Genomic DNA, 22503 nt, shown 5'->3' with positions numbered 1-22503 from the left:
TAGAAAATAAAAAGGCGAACCACTTGGTTCGCCTTTTTCGTTGACCTTACCGGCTTAGTACTGTTACGAATTAGTCTACGTAGTTCTCAATACTTGGGCAAGAACAGATTAGGTTACGGTCGCCGTATACGTTGTCTACACGGTTAACTGTTGGCCAGTACTTTGCGTTTTTCGCCGCTTGAGAAGGGAAGCAAGCAAGTTCGCGAGAGTAAGGGCGATCCCACTCAGCTTCAGAAAGGTCAGCTTGCGTGTGAGGCGCGTTAACTAGAGGGTTGTTCTCTAGTGGCCACTCGCCATTTTTCACTGCTGCCATTTCGTGACGAATTGCGATCATTGCTTCACAGAAACGATCTAGCTCTTCCAAGTCTTCAGACTCAGTTGGCTCCACCATTAGCGTACCAGCAACTGGGAAAGACATAGTCGGCGCGTGGAAACCGTAGTCCATTAGACGCTTAGCGATGTCTTCTTCGCTGATGCCTGTTTCTTCTTTCAGTGGGCGAATGTCGATAATACATTCGTGAGCAACACGACCGTTAGTACCACGGTAAAGAACAGGGTAGTGAGGAAGAAGTTTTTCCATCACGTAGTTCGCGTTCAGGATCGCTACTTTAGTTGCTTCAGTAAGGCCTGGTTCACCCATCATCGCAATGTATGCCCAAGAAATAGGAAGAATTGAAGCACTACCTAAATCTGCTGCTGAAACTGCGTAGTCGCTGCCTTGCACACCGTTTTCGATGTGGCCCGGTAGGAAAGGTGCTAGGTGCGATTTAACACCGATAGGACCCATACCTGGACCGCCACCACCGTGTGGGATACAGAATGTTTTGTGCAGGTTCAAGTGAGATACGTCTGAACCGATGAAGCCTGGTGAAGTTAGACCTACTTGAGCGTTCATGTTCGCGCCGTCTAGGTAAACCTGACCGCCCGCAGCGTGAACTTGTTCACACACTTCTTTCACTTGCTCTTCGTATACGCCGTGCGTAGAAGGGTAAGTGATCATGATGCTTGATAGGTTGTCTTTGTGCTTCTCGATTTTCGCTGCTAGGTCGGTCATGTCGATGTTGCCATCTTCATCACACTTAACAACCACTACCTTCATTGAAACCATAGATGCTGTTGCTGGGTTAGTTCCGTGCGCAGAGCTTGGGATCAGACAAACGTTACGGTGACTTTCACCGCGGCTTGCGTGGTAACGTTGAATCGCGATTAGACCCGCGTATTCGCCAGATGCACCAGAGTTAGGCTGTAGTGAAAAATCATCGTAGCCCGTGATTTCACATAGCTTCTCTTTAAGATCTTTCGCTAGTGCCGTGTAACCAGCCGCTTGCTCTAGAGGTGCGAATGGGTGAATTGAACCAAATTCAGGCCATGTTACAGGGATCATCTCAGCAGCAGCGTTCAGCTTCATTGTACAGCTACCCAGTGGGATCATGCCGTGCGTTAGTGAGAAGTCTTTGTTCTCAAGCTGTTTTAGGTAACGCATCATTTGCGTTTCGCTGTGGTGCGTGTTGAAAACAGGGTGAGTTAGGAACTCAGATTCACGACGGCAAGACTCAGGAATCGCAGCAAATTCGTTAGAAGCGATTTCTGTTGATAGTGCATTTACGTCTTGCTCTACGCCGAAGATAGCGAATAGCGACGAGATGCAATCTGTTGTCGTGGTTTCATCGAAGCTCACACCTAGTTTGCCGTCTAGCTTACGTAGGTTGATGTCAGCGGCTTGTGCTTTCGCGTAAAGCGCGTCAGTTTTGTCACCAGTGTTTAGCGTGATTGTGTCGAAGAAGCTGTTATGAGCAAGTTCATAGCCAGATTTCGTTAGGCCAGCCGCTAGAATCGCAGTCATGTGGTGTGTGCGACGAGCGATAGTGCGCAGGCCTTCAGCACCGTGGTAAACCGCGTAGAAAGACGCCATGTTTGCTAGTAGTGCTTGAGCTGTACAGATGTTTGATGTCGCTTTCTCGCGGCGAATATGCTGCTCACGAGTTTGCATTGCCATACGTAGCGCTTGGTTGCCTTTAGTATCGATAGATACACCGATAACACGACCAGGCATTGTACGCTTGTGCTTTTCACGTGTCGCCATGAATGCTGCGTGTGGACCGCCGTAACCCATAGGGACACCGAAGCGTTGAGCTGAACCGATAACTACGTCTGCACCCATTTCGCCTGCAGGCTTAAGTAGGGCAGATGCTAGTAGGTCAGTTGCAACGGTTACTAGTGTTTTGTTCGCTTGAGCTTTCGCAATAATGTCTGTTAGGTCGCGAACTTCACCAGTGGTACCTGGGTATTGTACTAGTGCGCCAAACACGTCTTGCTCTGGTAAAGACTCTAGTGAGCCAACCAGTACTTCGAAACCGATGTATTCAGCACGAGTTTTCACAACTTCTAGTGTCTGAGGGTGAACATCGTCGGCAACGAAGAATACTTTGCTCTTACTCTTACCTGCGCGCTTACACAGAGTCATCGCTTCGCCGGCGGCTGTCGCTTCGTCAAGAAGAGATGCGTTCGCGATTTCCATACCAGTTAGGTCCATAACCATTTGCTGGAAGTTTAGAAGTGCTTCTAATCGACCTTGAGAGATCTCTGGTTGATAAGGCGTGTACGCTGTGTACCAGCCTGGATTCTCAAGCACGTTACGTAGGATAACGTTAGGCGTGAATGTGTTGTAGTAACCTTGACCAATGAACGTGCGTTTCACTTGGTTTAGGTTTGCGATTTCTTTTAGAGAAGCCAGCATGTCCATTTCGCTCTGTGGAGCGGCAAGAGTCATTGGCTTTTCTAGGCGGATTTGAGATGGCACTGTTTCGTCAATCAGTGCTTCAAGGCTTGCTGCCTTGATAGTGTCCAACATTTTTTGCTGGTCAGCTTTATTTGGGCCGTTGTGGCGTGCAACGAACTCATTTTGAGTCCCCAAATCTTTCAGTAATTGGCTTTGAAGTAATTCAGTCATGGTATCGTTCTACTTTCTCTAGTTAGTAAGCTTGAGCGAGCTCCTAAAATTAAGCTGCTCAAAAGAGCAGCTTTAGATAATGCTTTGTACTAATTAGTCTTCTTCAATTGAAGATAGGTATTCTTCAGCATCTTTTAGGTTGCCTAGTTCAGACGCGTCAGCCATCTTCACTTTAACAATCCAACCACCTTCATAAGGTTCTTCGTTGATTAGCTCTGGGCTATCTTCTAATTCTTCGTTGATTTCTACGATTTCGCCTGTGATTGGCGCGTAGATGTCAGAAGCAGCTTTTACAGATTCAACAAGTGAGAAGCTTTCACCCGCTTCGATCTCGTCTTCTGTTTCAGGTAGGTCAACAAACACAACGTCACCTAGCATCTCTTGAGCGTGCTCAGAAATACCGATAGTTACAGTACCGTCACCGTTGTCTTTTACCCACTCGTGGCTGTCTGCAAACTTTAGTGTATTGTCCATTGCTTATTCTCCAAAAAATTATGAGGTTTTAATTTAAATTGTAATCTTGTAAACAGCTTAGCGGTAAAGAGGGAAGCGCTTGCAAAGTTCTTTAACTTGTTTGCGTACGCGTTGCTCAACTTCGGCGTTACCTTCTGGGCTTTCAACTAGGCCATCAAGTACATCACCGATCCATTCACCGATCAGTTTGAATTCTTCAGTGCCAAAACCACGACTGGTTCCAGCTGGCGTACCTAAACGAATACCAGAAGTAATCATAGGCTTCTCTGAGTCGAATGGTATGCCATTTTTGTTACATGTGATCCCTGCACGCTCTAATGCTTCTTCAGTTACGTTACCTTTCAAGCCTTTAGGGCGAAGGTCAACCAACATTAGGTGAGTGTCTGTTCCGCCAGTCACAATGTCACACCCGCGAGTTTGCAACACTTCAGCAAGAACTTTTGCGTTATCGATCACTGAATCAATATAAGTATTAAATTCAGGACCTAACGCTTCGCCAAACGCTACCGCTTTTGCAGCGATAACGTGCATTAGTGGGCCGCCTTGTAGGCCAGGGAAAACTGCAGAGTTGATCTTTTTATTGATGTCTTCGTGGTTAGTCAGAATCATACCGCCGCGTGGGCCACGAAGTGTTTTGTGCGTTGTTGTAGTAACAACATGTGCGTGTGGTAGTGGGCTAGGGTGAGCACCTGTCGCGATTAGACCCGCGATGTGCGCCATATCGACCATTAGGATAGCGCCTACTTCGTCAGCGATTTCACGGAATTTAGCGAAATCAATAACGCGAGGGATAGCACTACCACCCGCAATAATCATTTTAGGTTGGCTTTCGATAGCTAGAGCGCGAACCGCTTCATAATCGATTTCCAATGTGTCGCGGTCTACGCCGTATTGTACTGCGTTAAACCATTTACCAGAAAGAGCAGGGCGAGCACCGTGAGTTAAGTGGCCACCAGCATCTAGAGACATACCTAGAATTGTGTCGCCTGGCTGAAGTAGCGCAAGTTTTACCGCACCGTTAGCTTGTGCGCCTGAGTGAGGTTGAACGTTTGCGTATTCACAGTTAAAAAGTTTCTTTGCACGTTCGATAGCAATGGCTTCAACTGTATCGACGTGCTCACAACCACCGTAGTAACGGCGACCTGGATAACCTTCGGCATACTTGTTGGTCAAGCATGTACCTTGAGCTTGCATTACTGCTTTTGAAACAATGTTTTCTGAAGCAATAAGTTCGATTTGTTCGTTTTGACGCGCGTTTTCTGCCTGAATACCGGCAAACACTGCGTCGTCTGTAGCAGCAAGTGTAGTAGAGAAAAAGCTTTCTAGGCTATGGTTCTGGTAAGTATTGTTCATTGTAGATGACCTTTCTAATTACTAATGGTGAGTTGTATTTTTTGTCCATTAGTCCTTGCGTTAAATTCTGCACTTGCTCTGAATTGATATGTATTTCAGAGTTTGTAGGGTAAATGCAGTACGTATAAATCCCGAAAAGTGGGTAATAAAGCTGCTTGTGCAAATGTTAAATCAATCATTAGTGCCAAGCAGAAGTAGCATCTCTTCAACTAACAAGTCGATAACATAGCGTCCCACACCTGAACAATCAACCAAAAATTTCCTATAGGAAACAGATTTTCATTTTTTGTTACCGAGAGCACGCTTTATTTTGGTGTGTGCTCTTTAATCAACAAACGGCTTCATGCAACAATGAAAAGATAGACAGGAAGCAAGAAATAGAGGGATGTATGTCAGAAGAGATTTACGATGAATACCCATCTTTAACGTTGGCAAAAGAATCACAAGAACAAACGATTGAGCCGTTAAAACTAGGTCAACGAATCAAAGATATCCGCAGTAAATTAGGCATTACCCTAGAAGAGGCGAGTCAACGCACTGGCCTAGCGAGATCTACGCTAAGCAAAATAGAAAACGAGCAAATATCACCTACTTTTCAAGCTATGCAAAAACTAGCGCTTGGTTTGCAGATAGATATGCCACAACTGTTTGAACCACCAAGAAAAAAGGTTGCAACTGGGCGTAGAGACTTAACGAAAAGTGGGCAAGGGAAACCACACCCTACGCCAACGTATGAACACGAACTTCTCGCGACTCAACTTTCCAATAAGAAAATGATGCCCTTTAAAAGCCGTATTCGAGCGAGAAACTTCGAAGAATATGGAGATTGGGTAAGGCATGATGGAGAAGAGTTTCTAATGATTCTATCTGGTAGTGTGATGTTCTATTCTGAATTCTACGAACCTGTGCCAATGTCAGAAGGCGATAGCGTCTACTATGATGCCAATATGGGGCACATGCTTATCTCTACGAGCGACGATGACGCTCATATTTTGTGGGTTACAGCAAAATAAGCGAACTAAATTAAAATTTCCTATAGTGAAAGCAACCGTTTGCTTTTGTTTTGATTCGCTCCAAACTTGCGCCTTTTTGTTGTTAAATGCATCAAAAAGGCGTTTTTGTTTGGGGTGTAACTATGTTTTTTAATTGTTAAATGTCACATTTTGAACTGTTTTAATCTTGTTAAAGGTATAAAAGTGGGTCAGGCTTGTTTACTATAGTGAACATAGTTTACTGAAGTGGATTTGTGGCTATTTGATTTAGAGTGAAGAAATGCTCTGGTGTAATCGAATAATCAATGTCTTTACCCTTGCTGAATAGCGAACTCTAAATAAGAGATATAAGCAAACAAGCTCGATAGATTCATGTAACCGTGATTGAGCAGCTTAATGGAGAATAACAATGACTCAAGAACACACTAATCAAGACCTGTTAAAAACGCCTCTACATGCACTACACGTTGAAGTAGGCGCAAAAATGGTTCCATTCGCGGGCTACGATATGCCAGTGCAATACCCATTAGGCGTAAAGAAAGAGCACCTTCATACTCGTGATGCCGCAGGCTTGTTCGATGTTTCTCATATGGGGCAGGTGCGCCTACACGGTGCTAATGCTGCAAAAGTTCTTGAATCATTGGTTCCAGTTGACATCATTGACCTGCCTTCAGGTAAACAGCGCTACGCGTTCTTTACTAATGAACAAGGCGGCATCATGGATGACTTAATGGTAGCGAACTTAGGTGACCACTTATTCGTGGTAGTCAATGCCGCGTGTAAAACTCAAGACATCGATCATCTAACCGCTCATTTGCCATCTGATGTAGAGCTAGAAGTGATCGATGACCGTGCACTACTTGCTTTACAGGGCCCTAAAGCGGCGGAAGTGTTAGCTCGTTTCCAACCAGCAGTGTCTGACATGTTATTCATGGACGTGCAAAAGCTTGAAATTGACGGCGTGGAATGTATCGTAAGCCGAAGTGGTTACACAGGTGAAGATGGTTACGAAATCTCTGTGCCAAATGAACGTGCAGAAGCACTTGCTCGTAAGCTTACCGCTGAAGCTGAAGTGGAATGGATCGGCCTTGGTGCTCGTGATTCACTTCGTCTTGAGTGTGGTCTATGTCTATACGGTCACGACTTAGATACGACAACAACACCTGTTGAAGCAAGCCTACTATGGGGCATTCAGAAAGTGCGTCGTACAGACGGTGAGCGTGCTGGTGGTTTCCCTGGCGCAGACATCATTCTTGAACAAATCGCAACCAAAGATGTGCAACGCAAACGTGTCGGTCTTGTCGGACAGACTAAAGCACCTGTACGTGAAGGAGCGGAATTATTCGACGCTGAAGACAACAAAATTGGTGTTGTAACTAGTGGAACTGCTGGGCCAAATGCAGGTAAACCAGTTTCGATGGCTTATGTACGTACTGATCTTGCAGCAATCGGCACTGAAGTCTTTGCTGAGGTTCGTGGCAAAAAACTAGCAATGACCGTTGAAAAAATGCCGTTTGTACCTCAGCGTTACTATCGCGGTTAATAATAAATTCAATAATTAAGTGAGCCGTGGGATCTTCCTGCGGCTTTTTTTATGCATATGATTTACTGAATATTTATGCTTAGCCACTGTATGTAAAAACTTCTATACTCAAATCATAGGGGATGGATTATCCTAGTTATCTGATTCCATGGTTGAGAAGGAGTTTAATTTGACCATTAAATCTTTAAGTTACACTGTAATGATTGGCGCGTCATTTCTATGCCAAGCCGATACAGAAATATCTCCGTACATTGTCAATGGTACGGATAGCTCCGTTGCGACTTTTCCTTCGATTGCCCACCTTTTCTTAGACAGTTATGAATACGATAATGTGTATTATCCTGAGCCCTACTGTGGCGCAACCATTTTAGATGAAAACCATATTTTAACCGCAGCACACTGTATTTACGGTGATGAGGCAGTACAACTCTTTACCGTTGTTGTCCCGCAACTGTACGATGTGAATGAATACCCATCGGGAAACATACAACGCGCGCGTATTTCGGAAATCTATTACCGTGATGACTACTCGAATAGCTTAAGTGATCTTCTTGCTAACGATATTGCCATTCTAAAGTTGGAAACATCATTAAATATCGATACGGTCAACGACGTCATTCAAAGGCCAAGCTCTGAGAGTTATCGTAATGACTCGGTAAATACCACGTTTACTGCCGTTGGACATGGAAATACGGTCTCAGGGAATGACACATCGGATACCTTACTTGAAGTTAACCTAAGCCCTATATCGAATTCGTTTTGTGCTGAGCAGTTCGTCGAAGGTGATGCTCTTACCAACAATCAAATTTGTTTTAATGGAACTTACAGTTCAAGTACGAAACTCACTGGAGGAACGTGTCAGGGAGATTCAGGCGGCCCGATATATTGGTATAACGGTTCTGAATACGAGCAGATCGGACTCACAAGCTTTGGACCGTCGACCTGTGGTTACAATGGCGGTGTTACCTCTGTATTTACTGAAATCTATGACTATAGAGATTGGGTAGACAGCGTGTTAGCAGGAAACGAAACGCCAAAATCTACATCGAGTAATAGTCAGCGCGTAGACTACTTGAATGCCAATGGGGAGGTTACCTATTCTGGCGGGACGATCAGCGTGTCTGATGGAAGTTCGCAGTCTAGTGGCGGTAGTGTGCCTTGGTGGTATGTTTCTTTTCTTTTGGTTGTCTCGGCTTTCCGAAGAGTTAGAAAGTAATCTCTTTCCGAATAAAAAAAGCTCCTAAATAGGAGCTTTTTTGTTTTTTTGGAAAATGGCTACGCTTGACGTGTTTTGAACTCAGCGACGGCTTTGTCCATGTCAGATGCTTGCGCAGATACCGAGTTAACCTCATTCAAACAATCTTGGGCAGACTGCATGTTGCTTTCTGAGATTGAGTTGAGCTCGGTTATGGACTCACTCACTTGATTCATCACGATCCCTTGTTCTTCTATTGCGGATGCGATTCTCTCAGAATTAGCTTGAATTGAACCCATGTCATTAATTATCTGACTTAGGCTTTCATCAAGTTTTTCAGAGGCATGCAAGGTATCTTGACCTTGGCTATTACATTGGTCGATATCGGTGACCACGGTCGACATCTGGTTCTGGATAGCAGAAACGACTTTCGTGATTTCTTCAGTTGATTGATGAGTACGGCTTGCCAGTGCACGAACCTCGTCGGCAACGACCGCAAAGCCTCGTCCTTGCTCGCCAGCACGAGCCGCCTCAATTGCCGCGTTAAGAGCAAGTAGGTTGGTTTGTTCCGCAATCTCTTGAATGATATGCACTGCGCCACCGATCTTATCAACGTGTTCGTTCAGAGAGCTGATTGAAGCTTGGCTATTCGCTAGGGTAGAAGAAAGCTCCCCAATATTGTTAACCGTTGTCTTCACGACATTACGACCACTTTCGGCATTATTTGCCGCCTGTTGAACGCCTTCTACAGCAACCGTGGTGCTTTCTGAAATCTCATTGATTGTTGCGACCATTTCTTGGACAGCAGTTGCCATTGTCGTCGTATGATCTGCTTGCACATGGAACTGTTGGATAACGTCTTCTAACTGGGTGTGCATGTTACCAGTACTGCTTGTCAGGCGTTGCGATTTATCCTGAGAACCGCACACCAGTGCCTCAAACTTTTCGAGCAACTTGTTAAAGTGATCACCGATGTTTACCAGCTCATCTCGACCCGTTAGCTCTGCACGCATACCAACATCGTTATTTTCTGAAATCTTTTTAATGACAGCTGAAAGCTTACTCACTTGCAGGTTAATTGAACGCGAAATTTGGAATACCAAAGCGATAATTACAAGTAAAACGATGATGGTAACTGCTTGCTTAATAAAGGCGAGGCTATCTTGTTGGATAGCTTGTTCTTCTTTAAGTGCAGCAGAAAAAGTTTTGAACTGTTCCTCTACGCTATGTGAAAGCCCGCGAGTTTCACCTAACAAGCCCTCGTTATACTTCAGACCAATTACTTTCTTTTGATTAACAAGAGCCTGCGCGGCATTAATCAAGTTAGAGTTAGAAATACCAGAGAGTAACCCTTGGTTTACGTTACCGTTGGATACTTCGTCATCGAATTTATTAAGCTTTAGTAGATCTTGGTCTTGTGCTTGAGATTCAGCACTATTGAAGGCACGGACATAGTCGCCTAACAAGCCACTTTCGTTGCTTAAGCCGTGAGTGTTAAAGGCAGAAACAAGCGCTTCAAAGCCCTTTTGGTAGCGGAGCAAATCTTGTTTTAACAAATTACTGGAAGGTAAATCATGAGTGAGCAAGATCGTTGATAGTTGGCTTTCATAATCTAGAAATAGAGAAATGTTGCCGTTAAATTTATCTAAATATTTTAAATTTTTTCGAAGCAGGAAATCTTTTTCGTTTCTACGTAAATTGAGTAGTCGTATTTCTAGTTGGGAGACCAAGTTCACTGCTTGGTTTATTTCTGCAGATGTTCTAGCAAAATGCGTAGCAGTAAATAACAGCGCCAGTACGCCAAATATGGCGATGAAACCCAACGAATACAGCTTTTGCTTAATATTCATCATAAACCCCTAAATAATCGTTGTGCACTTATAAATTTAGCATTGCATAGTTAAATGTGTACTAAATAACTATCTTATTTGTCAATAGTAAAGTAATGGTATGGTAACCCCAACAATAAGTAATTGATATATATGTAAGAGTTTGTAATTCTAACTATAAAGGTTTGCCTCGCAATTTTTTGGTTTGGCTGCGTTGACTTTTCTTCTCTAGCCTACGTTTTTGTGATCCTTTTGTAGGTTTCGTTGGACGTCTTGTTTTCTGAACTTTGGTCGAGTTAAGGATTAATTCACGTAAACGAGATAATGCATCTTCTTTATTTTGTTCTTGGGTTCTGAACTGCTGCGCCTTGATAATGATTACACCGTCTTTTGTGATTCTGCTGTCTTTTGATGAAAGCAGACGCTCTTTATAAAAGTCAGGGAGTGTTGAATGCTTAATATCAAATCTGAGGTGGATTGCACTGGATACTTTATTCACGTTCTGACCGCCAGCACCTTGTGCACGTATAGCGGTAATTTGAATTTCCCAAGCTTGGATGGTGACTGAGTTGGATATTTGGAGCATGATAAGCAGTATTAAAGATAAGTTAGAGGCATGATACTGTTTCTTGCTTAGACTGGCAGTATGTTTCTTTAATAAAGAGAGAAGTAGTAATAGTGAACTTGGACAAATACGCGGGACTCATTTTTGATATGGATGGTACGTTACTCGATACCATGCCAGCACACTTAGAAGCTTGGGCAATTACTGCTCAGCACTTTGGATTCGAATTTGAACGTACTTGGCTACATAGCTTAGGTGGGATGCCGAGCTTCAAGATCGTTTCGGAGATCAACCGTAAGTTAGCGCTAAACTTGGATCCAGAAACTGTCTCCAAGTACAAAATGCACACCTTTACTAACCTAAAAGACAAAGGCAGTATTATCCCTTGCAGTCATAATGTGCTCACACATTACCACGGCAAGAAAAAACTCGCGGTAGGGACGGGGAGCCAAAGAATAAGCGCGATGAGCTTATTAAAGAACCACGATATAGTGCCTTTGCTAGATTCTATCGTCACTGCTACGGATGTGGTCAACCATAAGCCAAGCCCAGATACCTTCTTAAAAGCATGCGAAGAACTCAACCTGACCCCATCTGAATGCGTGGTATTCGAAGATACCGAACTAGGCAAAAAAGCAGCACACGCGGCTGGAATGGATTGTGTGATGGTGGTGAATGGGGACAAGTTAGAGTTTCACCCTTACTCAGAATAAGTAAGGGCGACCAAAAGAGCTATGAAAGGGTTATGCGATCTCGCTAAGTTCGTTACTTAAGAACTGGCAGATCGTATCTCGACCGTTGGCTTTTGCATCATAGAGGGCGACGTCTGCACACTTATAGTTTTGATTCGCATCGCCTGTAATATTCGTTATGCCTCCACTAATGGTGACTTTGCCTTCTAACTCTAAACTTACGGCTGTTCTTAAACGGTTAAGAACATAATTTGCTTCGCCAACCGCCGTGTGAGGGAGAATGAGTCCAAACTCTTCACCGCCTATACGAGCCACAAAATCGGTTTCTCGACATTCTCTTAAAAGTACTTGTGCGACTGTTTTAATGACCTTGTCACCGTAGTCGTGACCGTGTTCATCATTAATTCGTTTGAAATGGTCAATGTCGACTATCGCAAGGCAAGAGATCTCTTTATCAGGGTATCGACCACTTAAATTGGATTGTTCTCTAAGCTCAATATCAAATTTACGACGGTTCCAACAACCCGCTAGCGAGTCCTTTTCACTAAGTTCTCTTAGTTGATCTTCTAGCTCTTTACGCTTGGAAATGTCGACAAAGGATGCGACATAAAACTGAATGACTCCATCTTTGTCCATGATGGTTTGTATGCGTAGAATTTCGGTGATCAATGAACCGTCTTTACGTCGGTTTACGACTTCGCCTTCCCAAATCCCATCCTGTTGAATCACCTTCCACATATTGACATAGAATTCTTGGTTGTATCGACCGGAAGCGAAAATGGAAGGTTGTTTGCCTTTTACTTCTTCAAGGGTGTAACCGCTAGCTCTAGTAAATTCTTGATTAACTTGAATGATTCTGTTGTTTCTATCAGTGATAACCAGTGCCGACATGCCATTCATCGCCGCTTTCGCTAACTGGCTTTCAATGCTGTTTTTGTTATGGCGGTAGTTCCACCACACAAATATCACTGATATCCCAACGATTATGATGAATAGTCCAAAGGCTTGTTCGTAAGTGGAAAGCAGTTCTTTATCGTAATTATCTTTTAGTTTGGAATCCGTCACTTTCAAAACCATGTACAGTGGATCATGGAACTGAGAAATAGCGGAACTGACATCTGAGTAAAAGTACCAATAATTACCATCAAAGTAACTTCCAGAATCATTTAAGAGGATGCTTTTCCAGAGGTTAGGATGGGTGACTGATAGGGTGTTAGCACGGCGCTCATCCAGTAAATGGCCAAAAGCGTTATCTAAATTTTCAGACATTACAACGTAACCACGCTCGTTAATCAGAGTGGGCAGTGCGCGGTTACTTCTGTCGTATTTTAATCGGGAATAGATTTCTTGCATATCTAGGTTCGCGACAAAATACCCAAGTCGTCTTCCTCTAGATTCGACTGGTGTGATAATTCTTAGTGCCGGGATAATAGGTTGTACGATCGAGCCATTTTCAATTTCTAGATCTAAACCAAAAGAAACGACCTCACGCGACTTTAGCGTTTTAGCTTTCTGAAAATAGTCTCGATTTGACTTGTCCTGTAACTGACTTGGCGCGATAACCGTCGTGATATTGTCTTCGTGGTTAACGCGAATAACCTCAAAACCATCGTTATTGATAAAGCGCAACTGGGAATAATATTTTTGGCCACGAGCAAGCATGGTCCATAGATCTTGGACCGACTCAAAGTTAACAGGATCAGGATTTTCGATTGCGCGTATGAGTGTTTTAGAGCGAGCAATAGTAGGAACTGAGGTCGAAATTTGGCGTATGATGTTCGATAGTTCATGGTAACTGTATTCAACTTGATTGTAGTGAGTTTGCTGAATACTGTCGTTGTACTGCGTGCCAATGCGTTTAAGTTCAGCTGAAATGTATAAAGCAGGTACGATTCCTAAGGCAAATAACGTACAGACAAATTGTCCAGAAAGCTTAGCAAGTTTAATTTTCATATTTCCCTCATAGAGCTAGGGAAATAGTACAGTTTCATATGGTTTTTTAATGTGATCTTCTCCTCAATAAGTTATTCATCTACTTGTTAGGAGATACTTATGTGCTTCAAAACATGAAGGCAGAGTCGTTTACACTGTAAATAGCCAGATAAACGACTCTGCCAAATGCTATTAGCTTAAGCCAATGATGTTGCCTTGTTCGTCTATATCGAGAGACATAAACGCTGGTTTATCTGGTAAGCCTGGCATGGTCATTACATTTCCGCACAGAGCATAAATGAATCCTGCTCCGGCACACAGCTTGAGCTCTCTTATATGAACCTCAAACCCTTTAGGCGCACCTTTGATATGTCCTTCCGTAGATATTGAAAGCGGCGTTTTTGCGAAGCATACCGCGAGTTCTCCATATCCTTGTTCAGACATCATGGCCAATTGGGATTGTGCCGATTCAGAGAGGGTGATGCTCGAAGCGCCATATCCAATTTCGCTGACTGCCATCAGCTTTTCCGGAAGTGATTGTTCAAGGCGGTATAAGGGATTGAAACAATTTGGTTTTTCACATGCCTTGAGTACCTTTTCTGCGAGCTTGGATACACCATCACCACCGTTGGCAAAGGCTTCACTTATTTCTACTTCCACTTCCGAGTCGTATTGTTTTATCCATTCGGCTAACAATGCAAGCTCTTGGTTTGAATCTTGTGGGAATCGATTAATCGCAACGACTGCTGGGATCCCGTACTTATTCACGTTGTCGATATGCCACTTCAAGTTTTCGAAACCCGCAAGTAGAGCATCATTGTCATCCAGAAATAGGGCTTCAGGCAACGCCATTCCAGGCTTAAGGTCATACAGTCCTGAGTTGGCTTTTAGTCCACGAAGTGTCGTTACGATTACCGCGCAGTCTGGCGCTTTACCTGATGCTTGAGCTTTGATATTACAGGCTTTTTCGAAACCCATATCTGAGCCAAATCCACCTTCAGTGACCACATAATCTGAGAGTTTTAACGCGATTCTATCTGCAATAATAGAGGAATTGCCATGAGCGATGTTTGCAAACGGACCCGCATGAATCAGCGTAGGTACACCTTCAAGGGTTTGCATTAAGGTGGGTTTGATGGATTCTTTCATCGTAACTGCCATCGCACCAGCAACTTGGAGATCTTCTGTTGTAATTGGCGAGTCATCAAAATCGTAACCAATGACTATTTGTCCAATTCGAGTCCTTAAATCTGGCAGATCGTGGGCTAGGGCAAGTATGGCCATGAGCTCTGATGCCGCAGAGATATCGAAACCATCTTGTCGCTCATATCCATTAACCGTTTTCCCCTGGGAATTAAGGCCTACATCAACCATACGTAGGGCGCGGTCATTATGGTCAAGAACACGTTTCCACGTGACGTTATTGGGGTCGATACGTAGTGCCTTAAGTCCAGAGCGCTTTTCAAAGGCTTCATACCCTTGGCGTTGTTCATGGTAGATCCTTGCATCTATCGCTGCGGAAGCGAGGTTATGAGCAGCGGTGACCGCATGGATATCTCCGGTCAAATGCAGATTGAGTTCATCCATTGGTGCGACCTGAGAGTAGCCACCGCCTGCAGCCCCTCCTTTCACACCAAAAACTGGCCCCATTGAAGGCTGACGTATGCATGCCATGACTGAGCGATTTAGTTTTGCTAAGCCTTGAGATAAACCAATGGTAGTGACGGTTTTACCTTCACCTAACGGAGTTGGGGTGATTGCGGTAACAACAATCAGTTTACCGTTTGACTGGTTTTCTAGCCGCTTGAGGCAAGAAAGCGAAACTTTAGCTTTATTCTTTCCGTAAGTTTCAAATTCAGATTCGTTGAGTCCACATGAGTGCGCGATTTGAGAAATTGGCGAGAGTGGTGTGTTACGGCAAATATCAATGTCAGATAGCATAAATACTCCCTATGCAGGCTAACTTAAGTTAGGTAAACGTTTGCTTCGTGATAATACTGGCGAAATTGGCTTTGTAAAGTTAGAAGTGTAGTTAGATGTGCTGTAAGGTAGCAGATCTACGCTTACATTGCGCGAGATCAAATCCGTTATGTGCCGATAGCCACAAAGCAAAAAAGGCTGCATAAAATGCAGCCTTTTGAAGAAGCGTATGATTAACGATCCCAGTAGGTTTCTTCTAAGCTATCTTCTCTTTCAGGTAATGCGCGAGAGAGACGAGGAGAGTGCTGAGTCAACACTTCATAGCTCACGCGGTTCGCGTACTTACAAATTTGCGAAAGTGAAGAGTACGTCAAACACGTCTGTTCATGCTTTTCTGAGTTTGGAACGTTAACTTGATGGTAGCTGTTAGCCGCCATGTCATGCAGGAGCGCAGACAAAGCACCGTCACCCGCACCGTTAGTATTTTTAATCTCTAATGGACCACCAAGGTAAGGGCCGATGTGCGAGTAAACTTTAACTGGGTTCGTGCAATCAGATTTACGCATAGCGCGGCTGAATTCGTACTTGTTGAATTCAGGGATGTTACCAGGAAGAAGGGGTAACGTCGTTTCACGTTTATGTGCTTCTTCCGTGTAACCTGCCATATAAAGGCCAATGGGGCCGGCAGTGCAAAGTACTAAATCAACCCACTCTAACGCTTTATTGGATGCAAGAAGTGGATCCTTTTCGCCTGTTAAAGCTTCACCTTCTTCTTCGTTCATCGCAACTATAGTCACGTTTTCTTTTAAATAGTTTTGCCACCATTCAGCATTGCCTTCGATGACATATTTGGTACCAAGTGTTAATACAACAGGTACATTATGCGACTTAGCGTATTCAATGGCTTTTTGAACGGCTTGTGGCATTGGATCTTCAGGCTTACCACGCATCAAGTATGAAGACACAACTAACGCTGAGGCTTTTTCGAACACTTTTTCTGGAATGCTTTCAGGCTTAAGCTGATTCATTTGACCTTCGTTAATTGCGAAGGTTCGCTCGCCATCTTCAGAGATAAGTGTGTAGCAACGACCAATTGGGCCATCTACTGTCTGAAGGTGATTCAAATTCATGCGCGAAGAAGTACGGCATAAATAGCGGTATCCATAAGATCCGACTTCAATATTCTTAGACATTACGCCTAATAACACTGATTTGCTGTCAGCAAGTACCGAGTAATTGTGAAGGGTATTGCCAATGGTATCACCTGGATACTGGTGAGTAATTAAACCACGCTCTACAAGTTCTTCATATAAAGCATCGGCTTTGCTCTCTTCTAGCACTAAAGAGTGGCCTTTACTCAGTTCATACTTTTCTAAGAACTCATTGTCTACACGAGCTTCGATATCAACAATCGTTTGACCAACACCAACAATGGTAGGGCGGTGCAACATTGGAGTTTGTTGAATCTGATTGACCAATGGATCACGGGCGTGAGTAGGGAAGTAGTGCTTAGATTTACGCTGACCAGGAAACTTCATATGAAAAAAGATAGTGGGAAAATTTTGCCGCATGATATCACAAAATTTCCGACTATCTTTCATTTTTATTACATTTGAGTTCACTTGGGCAGCGAATAACCAAATGAACTCATATTTATGACTTTACTGCTGATTTACTGCCGCTGTTGGCTCGACATATGCTTTAGTTCCCCATAGAGGGACCGTTGATAAGCTATGCTTAAAGCTACCAGAAGTCTCTTTCGTTGAATACGATAGGTACATAAGGGTTTGGTTCGCAGGATCGTATATACGGCGGATCTTCATCGCTTTAAAGAAAACACTTTTCGACTTCTTAAAGACGACTTCGCCGGACTTACTTTTGTCTATGTCGGCAAGCATCTCTGGTGTGATTTCGCCAGTTTGACGGCAAGAAATTGAGCTGTCGCTTGGATCCGCAAGGCTAAAGTCGGCCTCAATACTTGCTACGTGGCAAGTCACGCCAGGAACTTCTGGATCAACGAGTGTGTTAAGTTTGATATCTTTCATCGTGAACATGCCTAGAGACACGTCGCCAACTTCATTGTCTGAACAACCAGTGATTAACGCGATAAGTCCAACAGCAAGTAGCGCTTTTTTCATGAAATAGTTCCTTTATGTGGAAAGTTCTAACGATTGTATGAAAGATTATGCTCAGATGATATGAGTTTGCGTTTATTATCAAAAATTTAATCGAGTGATAATTAAAGTGATTTAGGTTGGGATTTAAAATGAAAAAATTAAAAGGCTTGTTGGTTATCTTGATGGTCTGTATGCTTTTTGGCTGTAGTTCGGCTCCTAAGTCGAACATTTGCCTTCCAAATAATTGCGATATTTGGGGCTAAAATCTAATAGGTAATAAAAGAATGAATAACGAAATACCTGCAATTGCCAAACTAAAAACAGATTGGCTTGTTAGTCATGTTGACGTCGCCTTTCCGGCTAAAGAGACACTCTTAGGCAAGCAGCTCTACCTTGACTCACTAACTCACAAAACACTTCAACCATTTACTCCTAACACCTCCACCGCCCCATCACTCGAAATCTTCCTCGTTGATTTTCATAAAATGACCGTCATGTTTGCACTAAGTCAAAGCTCAATGTTTAAAAATGACGGCGACAAAGCAAACGTCTTAGAGTTCTTTACTCAAATCATCTTGTCAGATGAGCATAACCTTTATTTGGCGATGACAGGAGGGGAGGTGGTTGGCTCTGCAATATCAACTTTCGCTTCAGGTGACTTGTTGGTTTCCGACCTCGTCTATAAAGGCGGTGAAGTGGCTGATCTAGCATCTCGTGTCATTGAAGTTTGGGAGCAAGATCATACTTCAACGCCTAATTATTGGCTTGAGTTATAAAACTAGAGGCACAAGCCGTATTCAATAGAGTAAACTTCGAACTTCTTAATTTCTCGAGTTTACTCATGAAAAAGCTGTGCCGATTCGTTCTACTTTTTGTCAGTGTTATCTCGAATCCTGCAATCGCCGACTCTAATATGTGGAAGATGAAGCGAGTGCTGGTTTTACACTCCTACGAACCTTCTTATCAATGGACCGCTGATTTTCAAAAAGGCATTGACCTTGGTTTTCGCAGTGCAGCTGTCCCTACTAAGCTGTCTATCGAATATCTTGATTCTAAGCGAGTCAATAACGAGAAATATGAAGCTAAATTTAAGCAATACCTAGAAGAGAAATACAAACACTATTCTTTCGATGGCGTTATTGTTACTGACGATAAGGCGATTCAATTTTTAGAACATCTTGCCCCACTGATAAAACGTGATACACCAGTCGTTGCCGCTGGTATCAATGACTCTTCTAAAAACTTAATCCGAATAACTGATAGAGGCACGGTGATTTATGAGAAGGATGACATCGAAAGTAACATCAAGCTGATCACTAAAGTCCAACCAAAGCTCCAAACTCTTTACTATTTGGCTGACCGAAGTTTGACGTCAGAGCTTATCTATAACGAAATAACAAACAAGCTAAAACTATTTCCTCAAATCAATGTAATTGCCCTTAGAGATGAACGCCTATCTGATGTGGCTGACTTACTGTCTCATGCTTCACTAAATGATGCGGTGTTGCTTACTCACTACAATACCGAACTGGCCTTAGGCAACTACTACACCTATCGCCAAATCGCACAAACGATTGGTGAAAAAAGCGCGGCACCTGTATTCACCCTGTGGGAATTCTTTATACAAGGAGGGATTTTAGGTGGGTATGTGAATCGCTCAGAGAATCTTGGTGTCGAAGCGGTTATTGCATTAGGGCAATACATCAATCTAGAGTTAGAGCCGTCATTGTCTGCAGGTAGCAATAAACGCTTAGTATTTGATTATGATGCGCTTCAAAGGTTAGGTATGCGTCAGTCACGCATTCCGAAAGATAGTGTGCTATTGAATGAACCACCTTCCTTTATTAAGGAAAACCTAAGGCTGTTAATTATCGGTGGTGCGGTAATTTTATTTTTAAGCACGATTATTCTGATGCAATCCATCACCTTAAAGCAAAAGAAACAACTCGCGGTTAAAAACAAGAAGATATTACGCCTGCAAAAGCGAACATTAAGCGTACAAAAAGAGATGATTCACGTGCTAGGCGAGGCGATAGAATCACGCTCCGGTGAAACCGGTAATCACGTAAAACGTGTCGCCATGCTGTCGGCTAGATTAGCTAAGTTAAAAGGCTTAAGTCATCGAGATGTCGAACTGATTGAAATCATCAGCCCTATGCATGATGTCGGTAAGATTACTGTTCCTGAATCCATACTTGATAAGCCCGGCCGTCTTACCGAAGAGGAATGGGTTATTATGAAGCAGCATACCACTGCAGGTTATGATCTTTTGAATACCAGTTCTGGTGACATTACTAACTTGGCTGCGGTCATTGCTTACGAACATCATGAGAGATGGGATGGCAAAGGGTACCCTAATGGTAAATCAGGTGAAGATATCCATTTATTTGCGCGAATCACTGCTGTAGCCGATGTATTTGATGCACTACTAAGCGCCCGCTGTTATAAGGCACCGTGGTCACTTGACCAAGTGAAAGCGTTATTTGAGCGAGAAGCTGGCTACCAATTTGACCCTCAATTAAGCCGTATCTTACTGCACAACATTGATGAATTTGTTGCTATCAGAGAAGCCTACCCAGACCATAACAACATTCAGAAAACAGCGTAAGATCTCAGTTTTATTATCGAAATTGTTGATAGAAACTAACCATATTAGTGATCTCGTGCATATTTCGCGAAGATAAATAAGTGTCTATCTAAGAACTGTTACCTTACGCCTACCATTAAAGCATTTATCAATTACTATAAATTCTAAGCTTAATGGTTGAGTGATTGTATGGAATTGGAACAAGTTAAATGCGTTATTTTTGATTGTGATGGCACGCTGGTGGATAGCGAAAAGCTATGTTGCCAAGCACTTGTTCAAGTGTTTTCTACATTCAATTGTGAGTTAACACTTGAAGAATGTATGAGCCATTTCAAAGGTGGCAAACTCGCTGACATTCTGCTGGAAACGCAATCTCGACTAGGGCTATATATTTCATTAGATATTCTTGAGCCTCTTTATCGAGAAAACGTACAAAAACTTTTCCAAAGCCACTTAAAGCCAATGCCTGGCGCAAAAGAGCTTCTTCATTTTCTTGAAGAGGAAGGTATCGAGTTTTGCGTAGCGTCTAATGCGCCAAAAGACCGTATTGAGTTGTCCCTAGAAATGACGGGCTTAGCTGATCATTTTAAAGGTAAGGTTTTTTCTGCATTTGATGCGAATAGTTGGAAGCCTGAGCCGGATTTAATCAACTACACCGCGATGAATATGGGGTTTCTTACTCACGAATGCATCTATATTGATGACACTCCAAAAGGAGTGGAAGCAGGCATTAGAGCTGGAATCAAAACATTTAGGCTGTGCTTAGAAGGAAGAAAAACCGAAGAGGTAGACGCTTCGGTTTTAAATATTAATCGATTAGTTGAGCTTCAAAGTTGGATCAATGACAGGCTCTACTTACCGCGTACATCGAACTCTGTGGTTGAGGCGCTATAGGCGCAACTAACCCTCGAGTGATAAGTGTTAAATGTTCTGTGTGAAAACCGCATGAAGCGCATGTGAACTTCTCGCCACTTTCTGAAATCAAATATTCATCGTGTTGGCATAGCGGACAAGTTAGTGTGTTTGGTGCAGTATTAGTATTTTTCATTATGTCACCTGGCAGCAATAAGATAGAGCGAAATTATATAAGCACTTTAAGATTACCTTCATGCTCGAATGTTAGACAGTTTTCTCAGTTAACATTACGTTTTTTGAGAGTGACTTCACTCATCTCCTGACGAATTAGCGAAATCACATACAGTTTGGTATACTGGAATGATGTACCATAAATTATCTGGTGACAATGTGAAACGCTTAACCTCTTTTATTCTTCTCTTATTAATTGCTGGTTGCGAAAAACAACCTGACGTTTCTGAACCTGCACAAGACCAAGTCGTCCGAAGTGTGAAGTTTTTGGAAGCGGTTTTCGATTCGCACACTCAATACCGTGAGCTCACCGGTGTTGTAAAAAGTGCTCAAACTTCCCCTATTAGTTTCAAAGTGAACGGCACGGTTAGTCACCTTTTAGTTGCTAAAGGGCAGAAAGTCGAAAAAGGCCAAGTTCTTGCTCAACTTGAAACGAATGACTTGACTCTTGCCCTCAAAAAGTCGAACGCATCGTATGGCGCATCGAAGGCGGCTAGGTTACAGGCTGAAGATAAATACCGTCGCTCTGCGACATTAAATGAAAAAGGGTTTGTCTCGGACTCAGAACTCAACAGCATAAAAGCGGATTTTGATGCTAAGCAACAACAAGAAAATTTAGCTCAAACCGACTTAGCGAACGCGGAACTTAATTTAGAGAGGGCTAAGCTCTTTGCACCTTTCGCGGGACAAGTTAGCCAAGTATTCATTGATAACTACACGAAAGTAAACTCAGGCCAAAAGATCATCGAGCTAGTGAATGACTACGCTTATGAAGTCGATTTCTTGGTTCCTGAATCGTTGATCCAAGAGTTTTCGTTTGGTGAAAACGTACAAGTAAAGATCCCTGCGTTAAATAACACAATTTTTCTCGGCCAAATTTCAGAGATAGGTGCCGTAGTTCAGAAAGGGAATGCTTACGCCGTTACTTTATTGCTTGAAGAGCCAACCCCGAGCTTACGAAATGGTATGTCAGCAAACATTCAATTTAACATCGGTTCAACGAGCCAGGATGTGGTTTTGCTTCCTTTAGATGCATTTGACTTTGGTGATCGCTCACACAATCAAAGCTCAAATAGTGCGGCTATCTACATCGTTCGACCAGATACAATGACACTAGAAAAACGTTACGTAGAAACGAAGCGCAACATCAACAGCAAAGTCGTCGTGTTGAACAATTTGAACGAAGGCGAATGGGTTGTGACAGCCGGTGTCCCTTACCTTTATGAAGGTCAGCAAGTCACGTTGTGGCAAGGACTATAAGGCAGTTA

Annotated in this window: 18 protein-coding genes; 8 read left to right on the top strand and 10 right to left on the bottom strand. The window is 43.1% G+C overall.

Translation table 11 applies throughout. The features are described from left to right. Positions 1–70: 70 nt before the first annotated feature. The 3 genes from gcvP to ACHUFI_RS14965 all read right to left on the bottom strand — a co-directional run bounded on the left by gcvP (position 71) and on the right by ACHUFI_RS14965 (position 4777). A complete protein-coding gene (gene gcvP / locus ACHUFI_RS14975) occupies positions 71–2950 on the bottom strand; it encodes an aminomethyl-transferring glycine dehydrogenase (RefSeq protein ID WP_394250482.1) in 2880 nt (959 codons plus the stop codon). A 93-nt stretch (positions 2951–3043) separates the two neighbouring features. Further along, positions 3044–3424, bottom strand: a complete 381-nt coding sequence (gene gcvH / locus ACHUFI_RS14970; RefSeq protein WP_394250480.1) for a glycine cleavage system protein GcvH — start codon at positions 3422–3424, stop codon at positions 3044–3046. Positions 3425–3481: 57 nt separating this feature from the next. Further along, entirely contained in the window at positions 3482–4777 is a 1296-nt protein-coding gene (locus ACHUFI_RS14965) for a serine hydroxymethyltransferase (protein ID WP_394250478.1), read from the bottom strand. Positions 4778–5166: 389 nt separating this feature from the next. On the opposite strand from ACHUFI_RS14965, the gene ACHUFI_RS14960 reads away from it, so the two are divergent. The 3 genes from ACHUFI_RS14960 to ACHUFI_RS14950 all read left to right on the top strand — a co-directional run bounded on the left by ACHUFI_RS14960 (position 5167) and on the right by ACHUFI_RS14950 (position 8528). Beyond that, the gene (locus tag ACHUFI_RS14960; RefSeq protein WP_394250476.1) at positions 5167–5790 is read left to right on the top strand and encodes a helix-turn-helix domain-containing protein; all 624 of its coding nucleotides are present in this window, start codon (positions 5167–5169) and stop codon (positions 5788–5790) included. Positions 5791–6178: 388 nt separating this feature from the next. Next, the gene (gene gcvT, locus ACHUFI_RS14955) at positions 6179–7312 is read left to right on the top strand and encodes a glycine cleavage system aminomethyltransferase GcvT (protein ID WP_394250474.1); all 1134 of its coding nucleotides are present in this window, start codon (positions 6179–6181) and stop codon (positions 7310–7312) included. Between the two features lie 169 nt (positions 7313–7481). Next, a complete protein-coding gene (locus tag ACHUFI_RS14950; RefSeq protein ID WP_394250472.1) occupies positions 7482–8528 on the top strand; it encodes a S1 family peptidase in 1047 nt (348 codons plus the stop codon). 59 nt (positions 8529–8587) lie between these two features. Here ACHUFI_RS14950 and ACHUFI_RS14945 read toward each other — a convergent pair whose 3' ends face one another. Both ACHUFI_RS14945 and arfB read right to left on the bottom strand, forming a co-directional pair. Then, complete coding sequence (locus ACHUFI_RS14945; RefSeq protein WP_394250522.1) at positions 8588–10357, bottom strand: methyl-accepting chemotaxis protein; 1770 nt, start codon at positions 10355–10357, stop codon at positions 8588–8590. A gap of 154 nt (positions 10358–10511) precedes the next feature. Further along, the gene (arfB, locus tag ACHUFI_RS14940; protein WP_394250470.1) at positions 10512–10922 is read right to left on the bottom strand and encodes an alternative ribosome rescue aminoacyl-tRNA hydrolase ArfB; all 411 of its coding nucleotides are present in this window, start codon (positions 10920–10922) and stop codon (positions 10512–10514) included. A gap of 89 nt (positions 10923–11011) precedes the next feature. Here arfB and ACHUFI_RS14935 point away from each other — a divergent pair, with 89 nt between their 5' ends. Continuing rightward, positions 11012–11614, top strand: coding sequence for a beta-phosphoglucomutase family hydrolase (locus ACHUFI_RS14935; protein ID WP_394250520.1), 603 nt, complete (start codon positions 11012–11014; stop codon positions 11612–11614). Between the two features lie 30 nt (positions 11615–11644). On the opposite strand, the gene ACHUFI_RS14930 is transcribed toward ACHUFI_RS14935, so the two are convergent. The 4 genes from ACHUFI_RS14930 to ACHUFI_RS14915 form a co-directional block, all read right to left on the bottom strand. Further along, the gene (locus ACHUFI_RS14930) at positions 11645–13546 is read right to left on the bottom strand and encodes a sensor domain-containing diguanylate cyclase (RefSeq protein ID WP_394250468.1); all 1902 of its coding nucleotides are present in this window, start codon (positions 13544–13546) and stop codon (positions 11645–11647) included. Between the two features lie 171 nt (positions 13547–13717). Further along, positions 13718–15466 carry a formate--tetrahydrofolate ligase gene (locus ACHUFI_RS14925; protein ID WP_394250466.1) on the bottom strand — a complete coding sequence of 583 codons (1749 nt, stop codon included), beginning with the start codon at positions 15464–15466 and terminating at the stop codon, positions 13718–13720. A gap of 212 nt (positions 15467–15678) precedes the next feature. Beyond that, entirely contained in the window at positions 15679–16983 is a 1305-nt protein-coding gene (locus ACHUFI_RS14920) for an inosine/guanosine kinase (protein ID WP_394250464.1), read from the bottom strand. A 123-nt stretch (positions 16984–17106) separates the two neighbouring features. Then, positions 17107–17583, bottom strand: coding sequence for a CreA family protein (locus ACHUFI_RS14915; RefSeq protein WP_394250462.1), 477 nt, complete (start codon positions 17581–17583; stop codon positions 17107–17109). A 263-nt stretch (positions 17584–17846) separates the two neighbouring features. On the opposite strand from ACHUFI_RS14915, the gene ACHUFI_RS14910 reads away from it, so the two are divergent. From ACHUFI_RS14910 to ACHUFI_RS14900, 3 genes are all read left to right on the top strand, one after another. Next, positions 17847–18338, top strand: a complete 492-nt coding sequence (locus tag ACHUFI_RS14910) for a hypothetical protein (RefSeq protein WP_394250460.1) — start codon at positions 17847–17849, stop codon at positions 18336–18338. 65 nt (positions 18339–18403) lie between these two features. Beyond that, complete coding sequence (locus ACHUFI_RS14905; RefSeq protein WP_394250458.1) at positions 18404–20170, top strand: HD domain-containing phosphohydrolase; 1767 nt, start codon at positions 18404–18406, stop codon at positions 20168–20170. 168 nt (positions 20171–20338) lie between these two features. Further along, a complete protein-coding gene (locus ACHUFI_RS14900) occupies positions 20339–21043 on the top strand; it encodes an HAD-IA family hydrolase (RefSeq protein WP_394250456.1) in 705 nt (234 codons plus the stop codon). Here ACHUFI_RS14900 and ACHUFI_RS14895 read toward each other — a convergent pair. After that, a complete protein-coding gene (locus tag ACHUFI_RS14895) occupies positions 20988–21197 on the bottom strand; it encodes a hypothetical protein (RefSeq protein WP_394250454.1) in 210 nt (69 codons plus the stop codon). The genes ACHUFI_RS14900 and ACHUFI_RS14895 overlap by 56 nt on opposite strands. Before the next feature lie 167 nt (positions 21198–21364). On the opposite strand from ACHUFI_RS14895, the gene ACHUFI_RS14890 reads away from it, so the two are divergent. Continuing rightward, the gene (locus ACHUFI_RS14890) at positions 21365–22495 is read left to right on the top strand and encodes an efflux RND transporter periplasmic adaptor subunit (protein WP_394250452.1); all 1131 of its coding nucleotides are present in this window, start codon (positions 21365–21367) and stop codon (positions 22493–22495) included. The last annotated feature ends 8 nt before the right edge of the window (positions 22496–22503 follow it).

Source organism: Vibrio profundi, from assembly GCF_043642225.1.
Taxonomy (GTDB): domain Bacteria; phylum Pseudomonadota; class Gammaproteobacteria; order Enterobacterales; family Vibrionaceae; genus Vibrio; species Vibrio profundi_A.
This window is presented reverse-complemented; position numbering and strand designations above follow the sequence as displayed.

What these genes read in the sequence shown, in the direction of transcription:
- ACHUFI_RS14925 (WP_394250466.1), bottom strand. Translation starts at nt 15,466, where the DNA reads ATGCTATCTGACATTGATATTTGCCGTAACACACCACTCTCGCCAATT.
- gcvP (WP_394250482.1), bottom strand. Translation starts at nt 2,950, where the DNA reads ATGACTGAATTACTTCAAAGCCAATTACTGAAAGATTTGGGGACTCAA.
- ACHUFI_RS14910 (WP_394250460.1), top strand. Translation starts at nt 17,847, where the DNA reads ATGAATAACGAAATACCTGCAATTGCCAAACTAAAAACAGATTGGCTT.
- gcvT (WP_394250474.1), top strand. Translation starts at nt 6,179, where the DNA reads ATGACTCAAGAACACACTAATCAAGACCTGTTAAAAACGCCTCTACAT.
- ACHUFI_RS14960 (WP_394250476.1), top strand. Translation starts at nt 5,167, where the DNA reads ATGTCAGAAGAGATTTACGATGAATACCCATCTTTAACGTTGGCAAAA.
- ACHUFI_RS14895 (WP_394250454.1), bottom strand. Translation starts at nt 21,197, where the DNA reads ATGAAAAATACTAATACTGCACCAAACACACTAACTTGTCCGCTATGC.
- ACHUFI_RS14965 (WP_394250478.1), bottom strand. Translation starts at nt 4,777, where the DNA reads ATGAACAATACTTACCAGAACCATAGCCTAGAAAGCTTTTTCTCTACT.
- gcvH (WP_394250480.1), bottom strand. Translation starts at nt 3,424, where the DNA reads ATGGACAATACACTAAAGTTTGCAGACAGCCACGAGTGGGTAAAAGAC.
- ACHUFI_RS14890 (WP_394250452.1), top strand. Translation starts at nt 21,365, where the DNA reads ATGATGTACCATAAATTATCTGGTGACAATGTGAAACGCTTAACCTCT.
- ACHUFI_RS14905 (WP_394250458.1), top strand. Translation starts at nt 18,404, where the DNA reads ATGAAAAAGCTGTGCCGATTCGTTCTACTTTTTGTCAGTGTTATCTCG.
- ACHUFI_RS14915 (WP_394250462.1), bottom strand. Translation starts at nt 17,583, where the DNA reads ATGAAAAAAGCGCTACTTGCTGTTGGACTTATCGCGTTAATCACTGGT.
- ACHUFI_RS14900 (WP_394250456.1), top strand. Translation starts at nt 20,339, where the DNA reads ATGGAATTGGAACAAGTTAAATGCGTTATTTTTGATTGTGATGGCACG.
- ACHUFI_RS14930 (WP_394250468.1), bottom strand. Translation starts at nt 13,546, where the DNA reads ATGAAAATTAAACTTGCTAAGCTTTCTGGACAATTTGTCTGTACGTTA.
- ACHUFI_RS14945 (WP_394250522.1), bottom strand. Translation starts at nt 10,357, where the DNA reads ATGAATATTAAGCAAAAGCTGTATTCGTTGGGTTTCATCGCCATATTT.
- arfB (WP_394250470.1), bottom strand. Translation starts at nt 10,922, where the DNA reads ATGCTCCAAATATCCAACTCAGTCACCATCCAAGCTTGGGAAATTCAA.
- ACHUFI_RS14920 (WP_394250464.1), bottom strand. Translation starts at nt 16,983, where the DNA reads ATGAAGTTTCCTGGTCAGCGTAAATCTAAGCACTACTTCCCTACTCAC.